Below are 14,219 nucleotides of genomic sequence, written 5' to 3' on the forward strand. Positions count from 1 at the left end.
GTGCCGCGCCAGCTTAGACACCAGCTTCGCCATTAGACTCCAGTGTCTAAGCTAGTGTCTAAGCTAGTGTCTAAGCTGGGACGGCGACATGCTCTACGACGAACTCGCCGAGATCATCACGAACCTTCGTGATCTCGGCGGCGACCACGCCTTTGTCGAGGCCAAACGGGCTGAAACCAAGCTCCCGAAGAGCGTGCGCGAGACACTTTCGGCGTTTGCCAACACCAGCGGGGGCGTCCTGATCCTCGGCCTCGACGAAGCCAACGGGTTCGAGGCGACCGGAGTTCGCGACCCGGCCAAGATGGAGGCCGATCTGGCCGCGTTGTGCTCGGAGAACCTGGAGCCGCCACTACGTCCTCTTATCGGGACCCACCGCTTCGAGGGCGCGGACCTGGTGGTCGCGGAGATCCCTGAACTGCCCCAGGGGAGTAAGCCTTCGTACAACCGCGGTGCGGGTATGACGCAGGGAAGCTTCATCAGGGTCGCCGATGGAGATCGCAGGCTGAGCCCATACGAAGTACAGCTGATGATGGCGAATCGAGGTCAACCTCGGGACGACGAACAGCCCGTCATCGGTACGACCGTCGCGAATCTCGACAAAGCGCTGGTCGACACCTTCTTGAGCCGGCTCCGCCGCCATCGCAGCAGGGCGTTTGCGAACTTGGATACCACTGCGGCATTGCGACGAGCGAAAGTCCTCATCGGCGACGAACTGTCCCTCGCGGGCCTCCTGGCTCTTGGGGAATACCCCCAGGAGTTCTTCCCGCAGCTCATGCTCACCTTCGTCCACTACCCGACGAAATCAGGGCCCGATCCACGAAATGGAACGCGGTTCATCGACAACGTGGCTGCCGAGGGACCTGTCCCGGTAATGGTTGACGAAGCGCTGATCGCTCTTCGCCGCAACATGAAACGACGGTCCACCGTTCGCGGAGCCGGCCGGGCCGAGACGTACGAATACCCCGAGACCGCGTTACGCGAGGCGGTGGTGAACGCGCTGGTGCACCGCGATTACTCGGGTTCTTCCCATGGGACACAGGTGCAGGTCGAGATGTATCCCGACCGTCTGCTCATCCGTAACCCAGGCGGTCTCTACGGATCGGTCCGTGAAGAGAACCTGGGCGTCGAAGGTACCTCGTCAGCTCGCAACGCCACGTTGCTGAAGATTCTCGAAGACACCCCGTTGCCCGGGTCGGATCGCCCGATCTGCGAAAACCGTGGCTCCGGGATCCCGGCGATGCTGGCCGCCATGCGAGACGCGAAACTCAGCCCGCCAAGGTTCGCCGATGACATTTCCACTTTCACGGCGACGTTCCCGAACCACACCCTGATGGGAGAGGACGCGGTTCGTTGGATCGCTTCACTCGACGAGCACGGCCTCACCGACAGTCAATGTCATGGCCTCGCGATGCTGTTCCATGGCGAGACGCTCAACAACCAGGCTTATAGAAACGCCAACGATCTCGATTCCCGTGTGGCGACCGAAGAACTCGGCGACCTTGTCGCCCGTGGTCTCCTGGTCCCGGCCGGCGGTCGCCGGTACGCGCAGTACACCCTTGCCGAGGACGTGGTGCCCACTTCCACGGACAGTCCGTCCCCTCCCAGACGTCGCGCCGACCGACGCGAAGAGATCCTCGAAGCGCTTGGTGACGATGAGGCGACGCGTGCCGACCTGGTGACGGCGACCGGCCTGCATGACCGCACGATGACCCGATGGCTGAGCGTTCTGCTCCGGCAGGGACTGGTCGAAGCGACAGAGCGAAACCTGCGGAGTCCCAACGTCCGCTATCGCCGCACCTCTCAGCGAACTCTCGACGAGGGCTGAAGGGCGCCTTCCCCGCATCACACGCGACGAAAGCGTCCTTCACCGCGTCGCATGCGGTGAAGGACGCTTTCAGCCCCCGCTCGGCTTCGGGATGTCGAAATAGCCGCTGAACCGGACGGCCGGGGCGTACTCGCCCTTGACCTTCACCTTGCCGGTCACGAACATCGCCGCCACGGCCGCGTTGCCGGTGGCCATCCGGATGAAGTCGTCGACCGACAGCGTGATGGTCGTGTCCGGAACGCGGGCGAGATCGGTGCTGGAAACGCAGACACCGTCTTCGATGACCGTTTGAAAGCGATCGAATCCGTCTTCGCCGTCACCGTCGGTAAAACGCCATGCGACGACGAAGTCGACATGCCGGGCGCGTTCGGGAACGAAATGGTCCGACATTCTGCGGAAAATCTCGTCGAGGAACGCCGCTCGCAGTTCCGGGTGGTCGGCGATGGCCTTGAGCTGCTCTCGTGACGCGCGCTGCACGACGTCGACGAGTACCTCCGTCTCCAGCGAGCTCAACTCGATGCCCGCGCCGGTTTCGCCCAGCATGTGCAGGGTTTCCAGTACCTGCACGAACTGTCCGGGGCTCAGTTTGGTGAATTCGAGCTTCTCCGCGAAAGCGTTGACGACGTGCTCGCCTGCGGTGCGCGTCTTGTGCAGCCGCAAGGGGCGGGAAAAGCGCATCTTGTCCCGCCAGCGCCGGTTCGGAGAATTTCGGGGCACGGCACGGAAGTCTATCTGCTCGGCCGGGTTCAGGACGGCTTCGGCAGGTCGAAGAAACCGATCAGGCCCGCCGCGAATGCCAGGTCACCTTTTACTTTGATCTTTCCGGTGACGAATAGCACAGCGGGTGTCGCCTGATGGGTGATGAGCCGGAAGAAATCGACCGGGGCGATCGTGATCGTCACCCTCGGCTTCTCCCTCATGTCCCGGCCGACCCTGCACTCACCGTGCGAGATCACCGTCTCGTAGCGGTCGTACCCGGCGTCGCCCTGCCCGCCGGACATCCGCCAGTGGACCACCGCGTGCAGCGTCTTCGCCCGGTCCTGCCGGATGTGGGCACCCATGCGGTCGAAGATCTCGCGCAACACCCGTTCGCGAAGCGGCCGTTCGGCGACGACGCTCTCGAGCTGCGTACGCGAGGCGCGGGCGACGAGGTTCGCGAACCGGGCCGGATCGACCTTGCGGAGGTCGAACGCCGGCGCGGATTCCGCGAGCCGTCCGAGCGCGGCGAGCAGCCGCCGGACGTCGTCCTTCCCCAGGTCCTTCGGGTCGATGGCCCCCGCGACCTCGTTGACGTCGAGCGCGTGCGCTTCGGGCGAATCCGGTTCGATCCGTTCCAGCGCGTCGACGAGCGCGCGGCCGGTCAGCCCCACGGTCTCGGTCATCTGCCCCTCCAGCTCCGCCTACCCGAGCGTAAGGCTACCCGCGAGTAGGTAGCCGGGCAAGCGTGCCGAAATCACCCATGCCAGGGGCAGCCCGGTAGCGTCTTACGGGAACTTAAAGGGAGGTCCTGAGTGTCCGAGGAAGTACCGCGTCCCGCCGAACGCGCCAAAAGGCTGCCGAGAGCGGTGCGGGAACGCCAGATCCTGGACGCAGCGGTCTCGGTGTTCTCGCGCTACGGCTATCACTCCGCGTCGATGGACGAGATCTCCGAGGTCGCCGGCGTGTCCAAGCCGATGATCTACACCTACCTCGGGTCCAAGGAAGACCTCTTCGGCGCGTGCATCCGCCGTGAAGCCACGCGCCTGCTCGAAGCGGTGCAGGACGGCATCAAACCCGACCTGCCGCCGGACATGCAGCTTTGGCACGGCCTCCGCGCGTTCTACCGGTTCGTCGCCGACTACCGCGAGTCCTGGACGGTCCTGCACCGCCAGGCCATGACCGTCGGCGGCACCTTCGCCGCGGAGATCACCGACATGCGCACCCGCGCGATCGAACTGGTCGCCGCGCTCGTCGTCTCCGCGGGTACCCGCAAGGGCCTCGGCGAGCAGGCCGAGTTCTCCGGCGCCGGGCTGTCCGCCGCACTGGTCGGGGCGGCCGAGTCGCTGGCCGACTGGGCGCTCGACCACCCCGATGTCTCCGACGGTGTGCTCGCCTCGTGGCTGATGAACCTGGTCTGGCTCGGGTTCAACGACCTCGTCGAAGGCGACGTCTGGAAGCCGTCAGAGAGCGACGACTGAACCTTCCAGATGCGGCTTCGGCTTGCGCGCGTTCCAGAGTTCGAAGGCCCAGCCCCCGCCTTCACTCCAAGTCGTGAACGCCGCCTTCGACGGCAGCAGCACCGGCTGCTTGAACTTGACGTCGACGGCGAACGCCTCCGGCAGCCTGCCCTCGAACGCCGCGAGCGCGTGTGCCTTCGTCCACATGCCGTGCGCGATGGCGGCGGGGAAGCCGAACGCCTTGGCGGTGATCGCGTGCAGGTGGATCGGGTTGCGGTCGCCGGAGACCTCGGCGTAGCGACGGCCGATGTCGGCGGGCACATGCCAGATCGCCGTGGGCGCGGGCTGGGCGAGCTGACCGCGTGACGTCTTCTCGCCGCTGCCGCCGCCGCGGCGCAGGTACGTGCTGACGTCCGTCCAAACAGGACTGTCGTTCACGAGCAGCTCGCTGACGACGTCGAACTGCTTGCCCTTCTCGTGCGGGCGCAGCTCCTCGGCGCGCACCCGCAGGGTGAACGACTCGTCGAGCCGCAGCGGCCGGTGCTGGGTGATGCGGTTGGCGACGTGCACCATGCCCAGCAACGGGAACGGGAAGTCGCGCTCGGTCATCAGCGCCATCTGCAGCGGGAACGCCAGCATATGCGGGTACGTCGCGGGCAGGACGTCGTCCAGCCGGAATCCGCACACCTGGTTGTACGCGGCGAGATGCGCGGGGTCGACGACGACGCCCTCGCGGACGAACTCGGTGCCCGGCAGCGTGTTCCCGCCGCTCTTGCGCAACGAGCCGAGCAGAGCCTTGGGATACAGCGAAGACAGGCTCGGCGACTCGTGGAGTTCCTTGACGGCCATGCTCACGCCCCCAGCAGTGCCTGGCCGCAGACGCGGACCACGTTGCCGTTGACCGCGGCCGACGCGGGGTTCGCGTACCAGGCGATCGTCTCGGCGACGTCCACCGGCAGCCCGCCCTGGCCGAGGCTCGACAGCCGTCGTCCGGCCTCGCGGATGAACAGCGGGACCGCCGCGGTCATCTTGGTCTCGATGAAACCGGGCGCGACCGCGTTGATCGTGCCGCCGTACTCGGCGAGCTTCGGCGCACCGTCGTTCACCATGCCGATCACGCCCGCCTTGCTGGTGGCGTAGTTGGTCTGGCCGACGTTGCCCGCGATGCCCGCGATCGACGAGACGCCGATGATCCGGCCGTTCTCGTGCAGCACCTTGCCGGACAGGAGCTTCTCGTTCACCGCGAGCTGCGAGGCGAGGTTGACCGCGATGACCGAGTCCCAGCCGCCCTCGGTCATGTTGCCCAGCGTCTTGTCGCGGGTGATGCCCGCGTTGTGCACCACGATGTCGACGCCGCCGTGGCGTGTGGTCAGGTACTCGGCGAGCTTCTCCGGCGCGTCGGCGGCGGTGATGTCCAGCTGCAGCGAGGAGCCGCCGACCTTGTTGGCCACCCTGGACAGATCCGCGCCCTGCGCGGGGATGTCGAGCGCGACGACGTGGGCGCCGTCGCGGCCCAGCACCTCGGCGATGGCGGCGCCGATGCCGCGGGACGCGCCGGTCACCAGCGCGACCTTGCCGTCGAGCGGCTTCGCCCAGTCGGCCGGGGCGGAGGCTGTCTTGGTCTCGATGCCGACACGGATGACCTGGGCGTCGACGAAGGCCGACTTCGCCGACAACAGGAACCGGAGCGTGGACTCGGTGGCCTCTTCGGCACCTTCGGCGACGTATACGAGCTGAGCGGTGGCGCCGCGCTTCAGTTCCTTACCGACGGAGCGGACGAAGCCTTCGAGCGCGCGCTGAGCGATCCGCTCGTGCCCCTCCACCAGCTCGGGCGGGGTACCGAGGACGACGACCCGGCCCGACGGCCCGACACTGCGGATCACCGGGTGGAAGAAGTTGTAGACCTCGCGAAGCTGCTTCGGGTCCTTCACGCCTGTCGCGTCGAAGACGAGTGCGGCGTGCTTGCCGGCCGCCGTCGAGACGACCTCGATGCCCGCGCGGTGCAGCTGTGCCTCGGCCACCTTTTCGAGGCGACCACCCGGCGCGGAGCCGAGAAGTGCGGGACCCTCGAGGGCGGGCTGGCCGGGCTTGTACCGGCGGAGCGTCGCGGGGTTCGGCAGGCCGAGCTTCGGCACCACGAACTTCCCCACCGGGGATTTCGTGAACTGCTGGTACCTGTCAGCCATCGCTTGCCTCCCGTGCAGTTTGCATCACGTCGCATTCTAACCTACTCGCTAGTAGGTTACAGTGTGAGAGAGCCTACGGAGGAGTGGAAAAAATGGCCACGAAAAGGACGACACCCGTGCGCAAGGTCGCGATCATCGGCGGCAACCGGATCCCCTTCGCCCGTTCGAACGGTCCGTACTCGAAGGCGTCGAACCAGGACATGTTCACCGCCGCCCTCGACGGCCTGGTCAGCCGCTTCTCCCTGCAGGACGAGGTGATCGGCGAGGTCGCCGCCGGCGCCGTGCTCAAGCACGCCCGCGACTTCAACCTCGCCCGCGAAAGCGTCCTCGGCAGCAGGCTGAACCCCGCCACCCCGGCCTCCGACGTGCAGATGGCCTGCGGCACCGGCCTGCAGGCGATCGTCAACGTCGCCAACAAGATCGCCCTCGGCCAGATCGACTCGGCCATCGCGGGCGGCGTCGACACCACGTCCGACGCCCCGCTGGCGGTCAACGACGACCTGCGGCAGATCCTCGTCCAGCTCAACGCCGCGAAGACGCTCCCCGAACGGCTGAAGCTCGCCGCGAAGCTGCGCCCCGGGCACATCGTCCCCGAGATCCCGCGCAACTCCGAGCCGCGCACCGGCCTCTCCATGGGCGAGCACGCGGCGCTGACCGCGAAGGTCTGGGACATCACCCGCGAGGCACAGGACGAACTCGCCGCCACCAGCCACCAGCGCCTGGGCGCCGCGTACGACAGCGGTTTCTTCGACGACCTGGTGACGCCGTACCTGAAGCTCGCCCGCGACCAGAACCTGCGGCCGGACTCCAGTGTCGAGAAGCTCGCGAAGCTGAAGCCCGCTTTCGGCGGCCCCGACGGCACGATGACCGCGGGCAACTCGACGCCGCTGTCCGACGGCGCTTCGACGGTCCTGCTCGCCACCGAGCAGTGGGCGAAGGCCCGGAAGCTGCCGGTGCTGGCGTACCTGACGTTCTCGCAGACCGCCGCCGTCGACTACGTCCACGGTGACGAAGGGCTGCTGATGGCGCCCGCGTACGCGGTCCCGCGGATGCTCGAACGCGCCGGGATCACCCTGCAGGACTTCGACTTCTACGAGATCCACGAGGCCTTCGCCTCGCAGGTGCTCGCGACCCTCAGGGCGTGGGAGGACCCCGCGTTCGCCAAGCAGAAGCTGGGCCTCGACGAGCCGCTCGGTTCCATCGATCGGGCGAAGCTGAACGTCAACGGTTCGTCGCTGGCGGCCGGGCACCCGTTCGCCGCGACCGGCGGCCGTATCGTCGCCACGCTCGCGAAGCTGTTGAACGAGAAGGGATCCGGCCGCGGCCTCATCTCGATCTGCGCGGCGGGCGGCCAGGGCATCACCGCGATCCTCGAGAAGTAGTCCGTTCGCCTGGAGCGGATCCGGGAAAAACCCCGGTGCCTTTGTCGGCACCGGGGTCTAGTTTGTCCGCATGTTCGCAGTTCAGGCGAAAGCGCTGGTCAAGACCTATGGGTCCACACGGGCGCTCGACGGGGTCGATCTGTCGATCCCGACGGGCAAGGTGCTGGGCCTGCTGGGGCCGAACGGCGCCGGCAAGACGACCACGGTCCGCATCCTGACCACGCTGCTTCGCCCTGATTCGGGCGAAGCGGAGGTGGCCGGGCATGACGTGCTGGCCCAGCCCGACGCCGTCCGGCGGTCGATCGGGCTCTCCGGGCAGTACGCCGCCGTGGACGAGAACCTCACCGGGTTCGAGAACCTGTACATGGTCGGCAGGCTGTACGGGAGCAAGAAGGCCGCGGCGAAGGCCAGGGCGCGGGAACTCCTGGCGCGGTTCCGGCTGGAGGACGCGGCCGACAGGCCGGCCAAGACGTACTCCGGCGGGATGCGGCGCAGGCTCGACCTCGCGGGCGCGCTGGTCGCCGAGCCGACCGTGGTGATCCTCGACGAACCGACCACCGGGCTCGACCCGCGCGGCCGGATCGACACCTGGGAGGTCATCAAGGAACTCGTCGCCGACGGCACCACGGTCCTGCTGACCACGCAGTACCTGGAGGAGGCCGACCAGCTCGCCGACTCGATCGTGGTGATCGACAAGGGGAAGGTCATCGCCCGCGGCACGGCCGACGAACTCAAGCAGGAGATCGGCGGCGAGCGGCTGGAGCTGGTCGTGGCGGAAACGAGCGATCTCGCCATCACCACGCAGGTGCTCACCGAGGTCGGCTCGGGGACACCGACGGTCGACGAGCACACCCGCAAGGTCGACGTCCTGGTCGAGGGCGGGCCGAAGGCCCTGATCGAGGCACTGCGACGGCTGGACGGCCACGGCGTCGCCGTCCAGGACGTCGCGCTGCACCGGCCGACGCTCGACGACGTCTTCCTTTCGCTGACGGGGCACGCCACGGACGAGGGAGAAAAGCAGTGAGCGCGGTCGCGAAGGCCTTCTCCGACGGTGGCGTGATCACCTGGCGGAACCTGAAGAACGTCCAGCGCAACCCGGACTGGCTGATGGCGGCGACCCTGCAGCCGATCATGTTCGTGTTGCTGTTCGCGTATGTCTTCGGCGACGCGATCGGCGGCGAAGCGGGCGGGCTCGCGTACCGCGAGTTCCTGATCGCCGGCATCTTCGCGCAGACGGTCGCGTTCAACTCGGCGTTCACCGTGATCGGGTTCGCGAACGACCTGCAGAAGGGCATCATCGACCGGTTCCGCTCCCTGCCGATCTCGCGGCTCGCGGTGATCTTCGGCCGGACGACGTCGGATCTGGTGATCAGCGTGGTGGCGCTGGTCGTCATGTCGCTGTGCGGGCTGCTCGTCGGCTGGCGGATCCGCGGCAGCTTCCTCGACGCGGTGCTCGGGTACCTGGTGATGCTGATGTTCGCCTGGGCGCTGTCCTGGGTCGGCGCGTGGATCGGGCTCGTCGCGCGCAGTGTCGAGGTCGCGCAGAGCGCCGGGCTGATGTGGATGTTCCCGCTGAGCTTCATCTCGACCGCGTTCGTCCCGGCGGACAAACTGCCCGGGGTGCTGAAGGCGATCGCCGACTGGAACCCGTTCACGGCGGTGATCAACTCGGCGCGCGACCTGTTCGGGAACCGCTTCGGCGCGGCACCGACGGGCTGGCCGGCCGAGCACGCCTCGCTGTACGCGATCCTGTGCTGCGTCGCCATCATCGCGATCTTCGCGCCCCTGGCGACGGCCCAGTACAAGAAGGTCGCGAGCCGCTGAGAATTTTTCTGAACGAAATGTCGAACCGTCGTCGAGCCGCTCGACGCGTCGGTGAAGGCGGGGTAGAAACAGCCCCGCCAAGACACTGAGGAGCAGCGATGCGGTTTCTGATGATGCACCGGCTCGACGAGAGCGCCCCGGAAGCCTGGAACCCCAGCAAGGAGTTCATCGAGAAGATGGGCGCCTTCATCCAGGACTCGTTCGAGAAGGGCTTCCTGATCACGGCCGAGGGTGTGCACCCGTCGGAGAAGGGCGCGAAGGTCCGCAAGGTGCGCGGCGGCAAGATCACCGCCACCGACGGCCCGTTCACCGAGGCCAAGGAGGTCATCGGCGGGTTCGCGCTGATCAACGCCAAGGACCTGGCCGAGGCCGTCTCGTTCGCCGAGTCCTACGCCGCCCTCTTCGACGAGATCGAGGTCGAGGTCCGGACGGTTGTCGAGATGGAGGACGTCGAAGCCTTCACCTCGTGACCCCACACGCGTTTAGTCCTCTGGATGCGCTTTTCGCATCCAGAGGACTAAACGCGGGCGTTACTTCGTGATGGCCTTCTCGGCCTTCTTCGCCAGCTTCTCGGCGCGCTTCTCCGTCTTCGACGCGGCCCGGCGGGCGCGCCAGCCGAGCGACGGCTTGCCCGCGGTGTCGGCGGCGGCCAGCAGGAGGCCGCCGGCGAGTCCGGCGTTCTTGATGAACTGGATCTGCTGCTGCTGACGTTCGGCCGGTTCCTTGATCTCCCAGAACCGGTGCGCGGCCAGCGTCGTCGGGACGAGGCTGCCGAGCAGCAGCAGCGAGGCCAGCCGCGGCGCCTTGCCCGCGGCGAGCGCGACCCCGGCGCCGACCTTCACCGCCGCGTCGATCCGGACCAGGGTGGCGGGGTCGCGCGGCACCGACTCCGGCACCACGCCCTCCAGCTTGTCGAAGGACTCGGTGAGGAACGGCTCCGCGGCCTTCGCGTGGCCCTGGGTGTCCCTCAGCGCGCCGATCCCGCCGGAGATGAAGATCGCGGCGAGGAGCGGACGTGCGACGCGGCGGAGAATCACGGTCGTAGCCTTTCTTGATCCGGACCAGGGAAAGCAAATCTATCCCCAGACTTCCCGCCTGCCAGGGCGCCGAACCGCGCTAACGGGGTATCCGTGAATATTTCTCTGGTGCTAGACGGCACTAGATTCCGTTAGCGAGCCGGATACGTCTTCGGCAGCTTGAACCCGCGGTCCGCCGCGACCTCCCGCAGCCTGTCCGGATAGTCGGTGATGATGCCGTCGACGCCGTCGTCGATGAGCTTGTGCATCGTGGCCGGGTCGTCGATCGTCCAGGGCACGACCTTGATCCCCGCGCGGTGCGCCTCGGTGACCAGCGCCTTCGTGGTGAACGGCCGGTAGTCCGGGTCGCCGACCTTGCCGCCCTGCGGATTGCCGTGCACCGGCGAAAGCGCGCTCGCGCCGAACGACTGCACCGCACGGACGGGGCTGCCCCCGAAGTCGTCGATGTCGAGGCCGCCGAGCCACGGCGACTTACCCGGCTGCCCGACCTGGAGGAACTCGGGCTGGGTCAGCGCGACCACCGGAAGCCACGGCGCGACCTCGCGCAGCCGCCTCAGCGTGCCCCAGTCGAAACTCTGGACGGTGACGTTGCGCGCGAACCCAGACCGCAGGATCTCGCCCACCGCCCGCTGGACGAACTGCTCGCGCGGCGCGGTCTCCTGCGGAGCGGCGGCCTCGACCTTCGTCTCGATGTTGAATTTGACGCCCCACGCGTGACGCTCGCGCGCCAGCTGGAACAGCTCGGCGAGCGTCGGCATCTTGGCGCCGGGGGAGAGCGTCTGGCCGGGGTGGGCAGGCTGGCGGATGGACCCGCAGTCCAGCGTGCGGACCTGGGCGAACGTCAGGTCCTTCACGTACTTCCCGACGTACGGGTACGCCGGGTCGCCCGGCGTCGCGGGTGCGGTGTCACGGCACTTCGCGGGTGTCGTCTTGCGGTCGTGGGTGATCACCTCGCGACCGTCCTTGGTGATCTGGATGTCGAGTTCGAGCGTGGTCACCCCCAGTTCCATCCCCTTGCCGAACGACGCGAGCGTGCTCTCGACCGTGAGGCCGAGGCCACCGCGGTGGGCCTGGATGTCGAAGGCGCGGCGCGGGTGCGCGTCGGCGACCCCGGCCGTGGTGAGGGTGAGCGCGGTGGCGATGACCAGCGCAAAGGTCTTCATGGCGGAACCATGACACAGCCGGGTGAACTTCGATTGACTTTGACGCAACGTCAACCTCTACCGTCGTGGACATGCCGAACGAGAAGGAGTGGTCGATCCAGGACATCGCCCGCTCGGCGGGGACCACGAGCCGCACGCTGCGCCACTACGGCGACATCGGGCTGCTCGAACCGAGCCGGGTGGGGAGCAACGGATACCGCTACTACGACCAGGACGCGCTGGTGCGGCTGCAACGGATCCTGCTGCTTCGCGAACTCGGGCTGAGCCTGCCCGCGATCGGCGAAGTCCTCGAAGGGGAGCAGGACACGACGGCGGCGCTACGCACGCACCTGAAGTGGCTGGAGCAGGAGCGACAGCGGCTCGGACGGCAGATCGAATCGGTCAAAACGACCTTGAGGAAGACGGAGAGAGGTGAACGACTGATGGCAACGGAAGTGTTCGACGGCTTCGACCACACGAAGTACGAGAAAGAGGTCACCGAACGCTGGGGCGCCGACGCCTACAAGCAGGGCGACCAGTGGTGGAAGTCGCTGAGCGCCGAGGACAAGAAGGCGCATCAGCAGGAGCAGAAGGACATCGCGGCCGCTTTCGGGGAAGCCCGCGCGAAGGGCCTGCCCGCTGACGGCGACGAGGCGCAGGCGCTCACGCAGCGGCTGTACGACTGGCTCCGGCCGGCCGTGCGCGCGGTGTCGAAGGGCTACTTCGCCGGTCTCGGGCAGCTTTACGTCGACGACCCGCGCTACGGGCAGTACGACGAGAAGCACGGTGCGGGAACCGCGGAGTACATCCGCGACGCGATGGCGGTCTACGCCGAGCGGAACCTGCGGGATTAAGACCGAAGGACGGGGCTGCAGACCCGTCCACTCGGCGTAACCCGCCGCGACACGCCTATCCCTCTATGGCGGAATATCGGACCCACGCTAGAAACGCCGATAGCGTGTGAGAGTGGATCCCATCCGCAACCCCTTCGCCCCGGGCGCCGGTCAACGGCCGCCCGAGCTGGCCGGTCGTGTGCGTGAGCTCCAGGCCTTCGAGGTCGTCCTCGAACGGGTCGCGCGCGGGAGACCGGAACGCAGCCTGATGCTGACCGGTCTGCGCGGCGTGGGCAAGACCGTGCTGCTGGGCGAGCTGCGCTCGAGGGCGATCAAGCACGGCTGGGGCGCGGGCAAGATCGAAGCCCGTCCCGACACCGAACTCCGGCGGCCGCTCTCGGCCGCGCTGCATCGCGCGATCCGCGACCTCGCCGTGCGCCATCGCGCGCCGGACCGGGTCGAGCAGGTACTCGGCGTGCTCAAGGCGTTCGCGCTGCGCGCCAACAAACCGGACGCCAAGCTGCGCGATCGCTGGCAGCCCGGGATCGACGTGCCGGCGGCGCAGGGCCGCGCCGATTCCGGCGACATCGAGATCGATCTGGTCGAGCTGTTCACCGAGGTCGCGGAGCTGGCGGCCGACGTCGGCACCGGCGTCGCGTTGCTGATCGACGAGATCCAGGATCTGCTGCCCGAGGACGTCTCCGCGCTTTGCGCCGCCTGCCACGAACTCTCGCAGTCCGGGGCGCCACTGGTCGTGGTCGGCGCGGGGCTGCCTCACGTGCCCGCCGTCCTCTCGGCGTCGAAGTCGTACTCCGAACGCCTCTTCCGCTACGCACGTATCGACAGGCTGGAGCGCGAAGACGCCGACCTCGCGGTGATGGCGCCCATCGAGCGTGAAGACGCGGGGATCGAACCGGAGGCGCTGGACGCGCTGTTCGACGCGTCCGGCGGCTACCCGTACTTCATCCAGGCGTACGGGAAGGCCGCCTGGGACGCGGCCCCCGCCGATCCGATCACCGTGAAGGACGTCCAGGTCGCCGCCCCGGAGGCCGAATCCGAACTCGCGGTCGGCTTCTTCGGCTCCCGCTACGAGCGCGCGACACCCGCCGAACGCGAGTACCTGCTCGCGATGGCCGAGCTGACGCAGGGCCGGGATGAAGCGGCCGGCACCGCCGATGTGGCCGTCTACCTGGGGCGGAAGCCGTCTTCGCTGTCTCCCGCGCGGGACAGCCTGATGAAGAAGGGCCTGGTGTACTCCGCCGAGCGCGGGCACATCGCCTTCACCGTCCCGCATTTCGGCCACTACCTGCTCGGCCGGGACTAGATCTCTCTCGCACTCTCTAGCGTCAGGGCTATAAAGCGGTAGAAAACTCTACTGTCAGCTTCATCGCGCCTTCTTCCACCGTATGGCATGAACACTAGAGATCGCTAGCGTTACCAAGAAGTGACCGGCGACACCAAATCTCTCCGGATTTTCCTCGCCGTTGCCGATGATTCATCGGCAGGTGTGCCAAGTCACCGGATAATCGTTGGATTCCTTGTGAAAAAGGGTGCATACTAGAAGCACAGCCACGAAGACACAAGACCCTCAAGGGGATGACTTAACCGATGAACAACATCGCCGCCAAGCTCCGTGCCCGTCGCGCCGAGGCTCGCACTCGCCGGGCGCTGAACCGGGCGATCGACACCGCGGCCACCGCGACCGTTCGTCAGGAGCTCATCGCTATCTCCCAGGCGCGTCACACGCACATGCGCTGACCTGACTACCACCGTTGTGAGTGTCGCCCATTAGAGTGACCTACGACACATAGTGCGTGAGGTGTAACGCCGCGGA

15 protein-coding genes are annotated in these 14,219 nt (G+C 67.3%); 9 read left to right on the forward strand and 6 right to left on the reverse strand.

The features are described 5' to 3' along the window. Window positions 1-88: 88 nt before the first annotated feature. The gene (locus L324_RS14520; protein ID WP_037307352.1) at window positions 89-1,825 is read left to right on the forward strand and encodes an ATP-binding protein; all 1,737 of its coding nucleotides are present in this window, start codon (window positions 89-91) and stop codon (window positions 1,823-1,825) included. A 69-nt stretch (window positions 1,826-1,894) separates the two neighbouring features. Here L324_RS14520 and L324_RS14525 read toward each other — a convergent pair whose 3' ends face one another. After that, window positions 1,895-2,503 carry an SCP2 sterol-binding domain-containing protein gene (locus L324_RS14525; protein ID WP_051173902.1) on the reverse strand — a complete coding sequence of 203 codons (609 nt, stop codon included), beginning with the start codon at window positions 2,501-2,503 and terminating at the stop codon, window positions 1,895-1,897. A 68-nt stretch (window positions 2,504-2,571) separates the two neighbouring features. Beyond that, window positions 2,572-3,207 carry an SCP2 sterol-binding domain-containing protein gene (locus L324_RS14530; protein WP_037307355.1) on the reverse strand — a complete coding sequence of 212 codons (636 nt, stop codon included), beginning with the start codon at window positions 3,205-3,207 and terminating at the stop codon, window positions 2,572-2,574. A 129-nt stretch (window positions 3,208-3,336) separates the two neighbouring features. Between L324_RS14530 and L324_RS14535 the strand changes: the two genes are divergently transcribed. Further along, window positions 3,337-4,002, forward strand: coding sequence for a TetR/AcrR family transcriptional regulator (locus L324_RS14535; protein WP_037307357.1), 666 nt, complete (start codon window positions 3,337-3,339; stop codon window positions 4,000-4,002). Here L324_RS14535 and L324_RS14540 read toward each other — a convergent pair. Then, entirely contained in the window at window positions 3,985-4,830 is an 846-nt protein-coding gene (locus L324_RS14540) for a MaoC/PaaZ C-terminal domain-containing protein (RefSeq protein WP_037307359.1), read from the reverse strand. The two genes, L324_RS14535 and L324_RS14540, sit on opposite strands and share 18 nt — an antisense overlap. Window positions 4,831-4,832: 2 nt before the next feature. After that, complete coding sequence (locus L324_RS14545; protein ID WP_037307361.1) at window positions 4,833-6,167, reverse strand: 3-oxoacyl-ACP reductase; 1,335 nt, start codon at window positions 6,165-6,167, stop codon at window positions 4,833-4,835. A 92-nt stretch (window positions 6,168-6,259) separates the two neighbouring features. On the opposite strand from L324_RS14545, the gene L324_RS14550 reads away from it, so the two are divergent. The 4 genes from L324_RS14550 (at window position 6,260) to L324_RS14565 (ending at window position 9,843) form a co-directional block, all read left to right on the forward strand. Beyond that, window positions 6,260-7,549, forward strand: coding sequence for an acetyl-CoA C-acetyltransferase (locus L324_RS14550; RefSeq protein ID WP_037307363.1), 1,290 nt, complete (start codon window positions 6,260-6,262; stop codon window positions 7,547-7,549). Window positions 7,550-7,619: 70 nt separating this feature from the next. Next, window positions 7,620-8,573 carry a daunorubicin resistance protein DrrA family ABC transporter ATP-binding protein gene (locus L324_RS14555; protein ID WP_037307366.1) on the forward strand — a complete coding sequence of 318 codons (954 nt, stop codon included), beginning with the start codon at window positions 7,620-7,622 and terminating at the stop codon, window positions 8,571-8,573. Continuing rightward, on the forward strand, window positions 8,570-9,373 hold the full coding sequence (locus L324_RS14560) for an ABC transporter permease (RefSeq protein WP_037307367.1): 804 nt from the start codon (window positions 8,570-8,572) through the stop codon (window positions 9,371-9,373). The genes L324_RS14555 and L324_RS14560 overlap by 4 nt, the downstream gene beginning before the upstream one ends. A 98-nt stretch (window positions 9,374-9,471) precedes the next feature. Continuing rightward, complete coding sequence (locus L324_RS14565) at window positions 9,472-9,843, forward strand: YciI family protein (RefSeq protein ID WP_081736342.1); 372 nt, start codon at window positions 9,472-9,474, stop codon at window positions 9,841-9,843. 60 nt (window positions 9,844-9,903) lie between these two features. Here L324_RS14565 and L324_RS14570 read toward each other — a convergent pair whose 3' ends face one another. Beyond that, a complete protein-coding gene (locus tag L324_RS14570; RefSeq protein WP_037307370.1) occupies window positions 9,904-10,410 on the reverse strand; it encodes a DoxX family membrane protein in 507 nt (168 codons plus the stop codon). Window positions 10,411-10,541: 131 nt separating this feature from the next. After that, window positions 10,542-11,573 carry a glycerophosphodiester phosphodiesterase family protein gene (locus L324_RS14575; protein WP_037307372.1) on the reverse strand — a complete coding sequence of 344 codons (1,032 nt, stop codon included), beginning with the start codon at window positions 11,571-11,573 and terminating at the stop codon, window positions 10,542-10,544. Between the two features lie 71 nt (window positions 11,574-11,644). On the opposite strand from L324_RS14575, the gene L324_RS14580 reads away from it, so the two are divergent. The 3 genes from L324_RS14580 to L324_RS43090 all read left to right on the forward strand — a co-directional run bounded on the left by L324_RS14580 (window position 11,645) and on the right by L324_RS43090 (window position 14,143). Next, a complete protein-coding gene (locus tag L324_RS14580; RefSeq protein ID WP_037307592.1) occupies window positions 11,645-12,406 on the forward strand; it encodes a MerR family transcriptional regulator in 762 nt (253 codons plus the stop codon). Window positions 12,407-12,518: 112 nt separating this feature from the next. Beyond that, window positions 12,519-13,709, forward strand: coding sequence for an ATP-binding protein (locus L324_RS14585; RefSeq protein ID WP_037307374.1), 1,191 nt, complete (start codon window positions 12,519-12,521; stop codon window positions 13,707-13,709). Window positions 13,710-13,993: 284 nt separating this feature from the next. Further along, window positions 13,994-14,143 carry a hypothetical protein gene (locus L324_RS43090; RefSeq protein ID WP_007032374.1) on the forward strand — a complete coding sequence of 50 codons (150 nt, stop codon included), beginning with the start codon at window positions 13,994-13,996 and terminating at the stop codon, window positions 14,141-14,143. The last annotated feature ends 76 nt before the right edge of the window (window positions 14,144-14,219 follow it).

The organism is Amycolatopsis orientalis DSM 40040 = KCTC 9412 (assembly GCF_000478275.1).
Taxonomy (GTDB): Bacteria; Actinomycetota; Actinomycetes; order Mycobacteriales; family Pseudonocardiaceae; genus Amycolatopsis; species Amycolatopsis orientalis.

Coding starts and splice junctions, on each gene's coding strand:
- L324_RS14520 (WP_037307352.1), top strand. CDS start 89: ATGCTCTACGACGAACTCGCCGAGATCATCACGAACCTTCGTGATCTC.
- L324_RS14525 (WP_051173902.1), bottom strand. CDS start 2,503: ATGCGCTTTTCCCGCCCCTTGCGGCTGCACAAGACGCGCACCGCAGGC.
- L324_RS14530 (WP_037307355.1), bottom strand. CDS start 3,207: ATGACCGAGACCGTGGGGCTGACCGGCCGCGCGCTCGTCGACGCGCTG.
- L324_RS14540 (WP_037307359.1), bottom strand. CDS start 4,830: ATGGCCGTCAAGGAACTCCACGAGTCGCCGAGCCTGTCTTCGCTGTAT.
- L324_RS14545 (WP_037307361.1), bottom strand. CDS start 6,167: ATGGCTGACAGGTACCAGCAGTTCACGAAATCCCCGGTGGGGAAGTTC.
- L324_RS14550 (WP_037307363.1), top strand. CDS start 6,260: ATGGCCACGAAAAGGACGACACCCGTGCGCAAGGTCGCGATCATCGGC.
- L324_RS14555 (WP_037307366.1), top strand. CDS start 7,620: ATGTTCGCAGTTCAGGCGAAAGCGCTGGTCAAGACCTATGGGTCCACA.
- L324_RS14565 (WP_081736342.1), top strand. CDS start 9,472: ATGCGGTTTCTGATGATGCACCGGCTCGACGAGAGCGCCCCGGAAGCC.
- L324_RS14575 (WP_037307372.1), bottom strand. CDS start 11,573: ATGAAGACCTTTGCGCTGGTCATCGCCACCGCGCTCACCCTCACCACG.
- L324_RS14580 (WP_037307592.1), top strand. CDS start 11,645: ATGCCGAACGAGAAGGAGTGGTCGATCCAGGACATCGCCCGCTCGGCG.
- L324_RS43090 (WP_007032374.1), top strand. CDS start 13,994: ATGAACAACATCGCCGCCAAGCTCCGTGCCCGTCGCGCCGAGGCTCGC.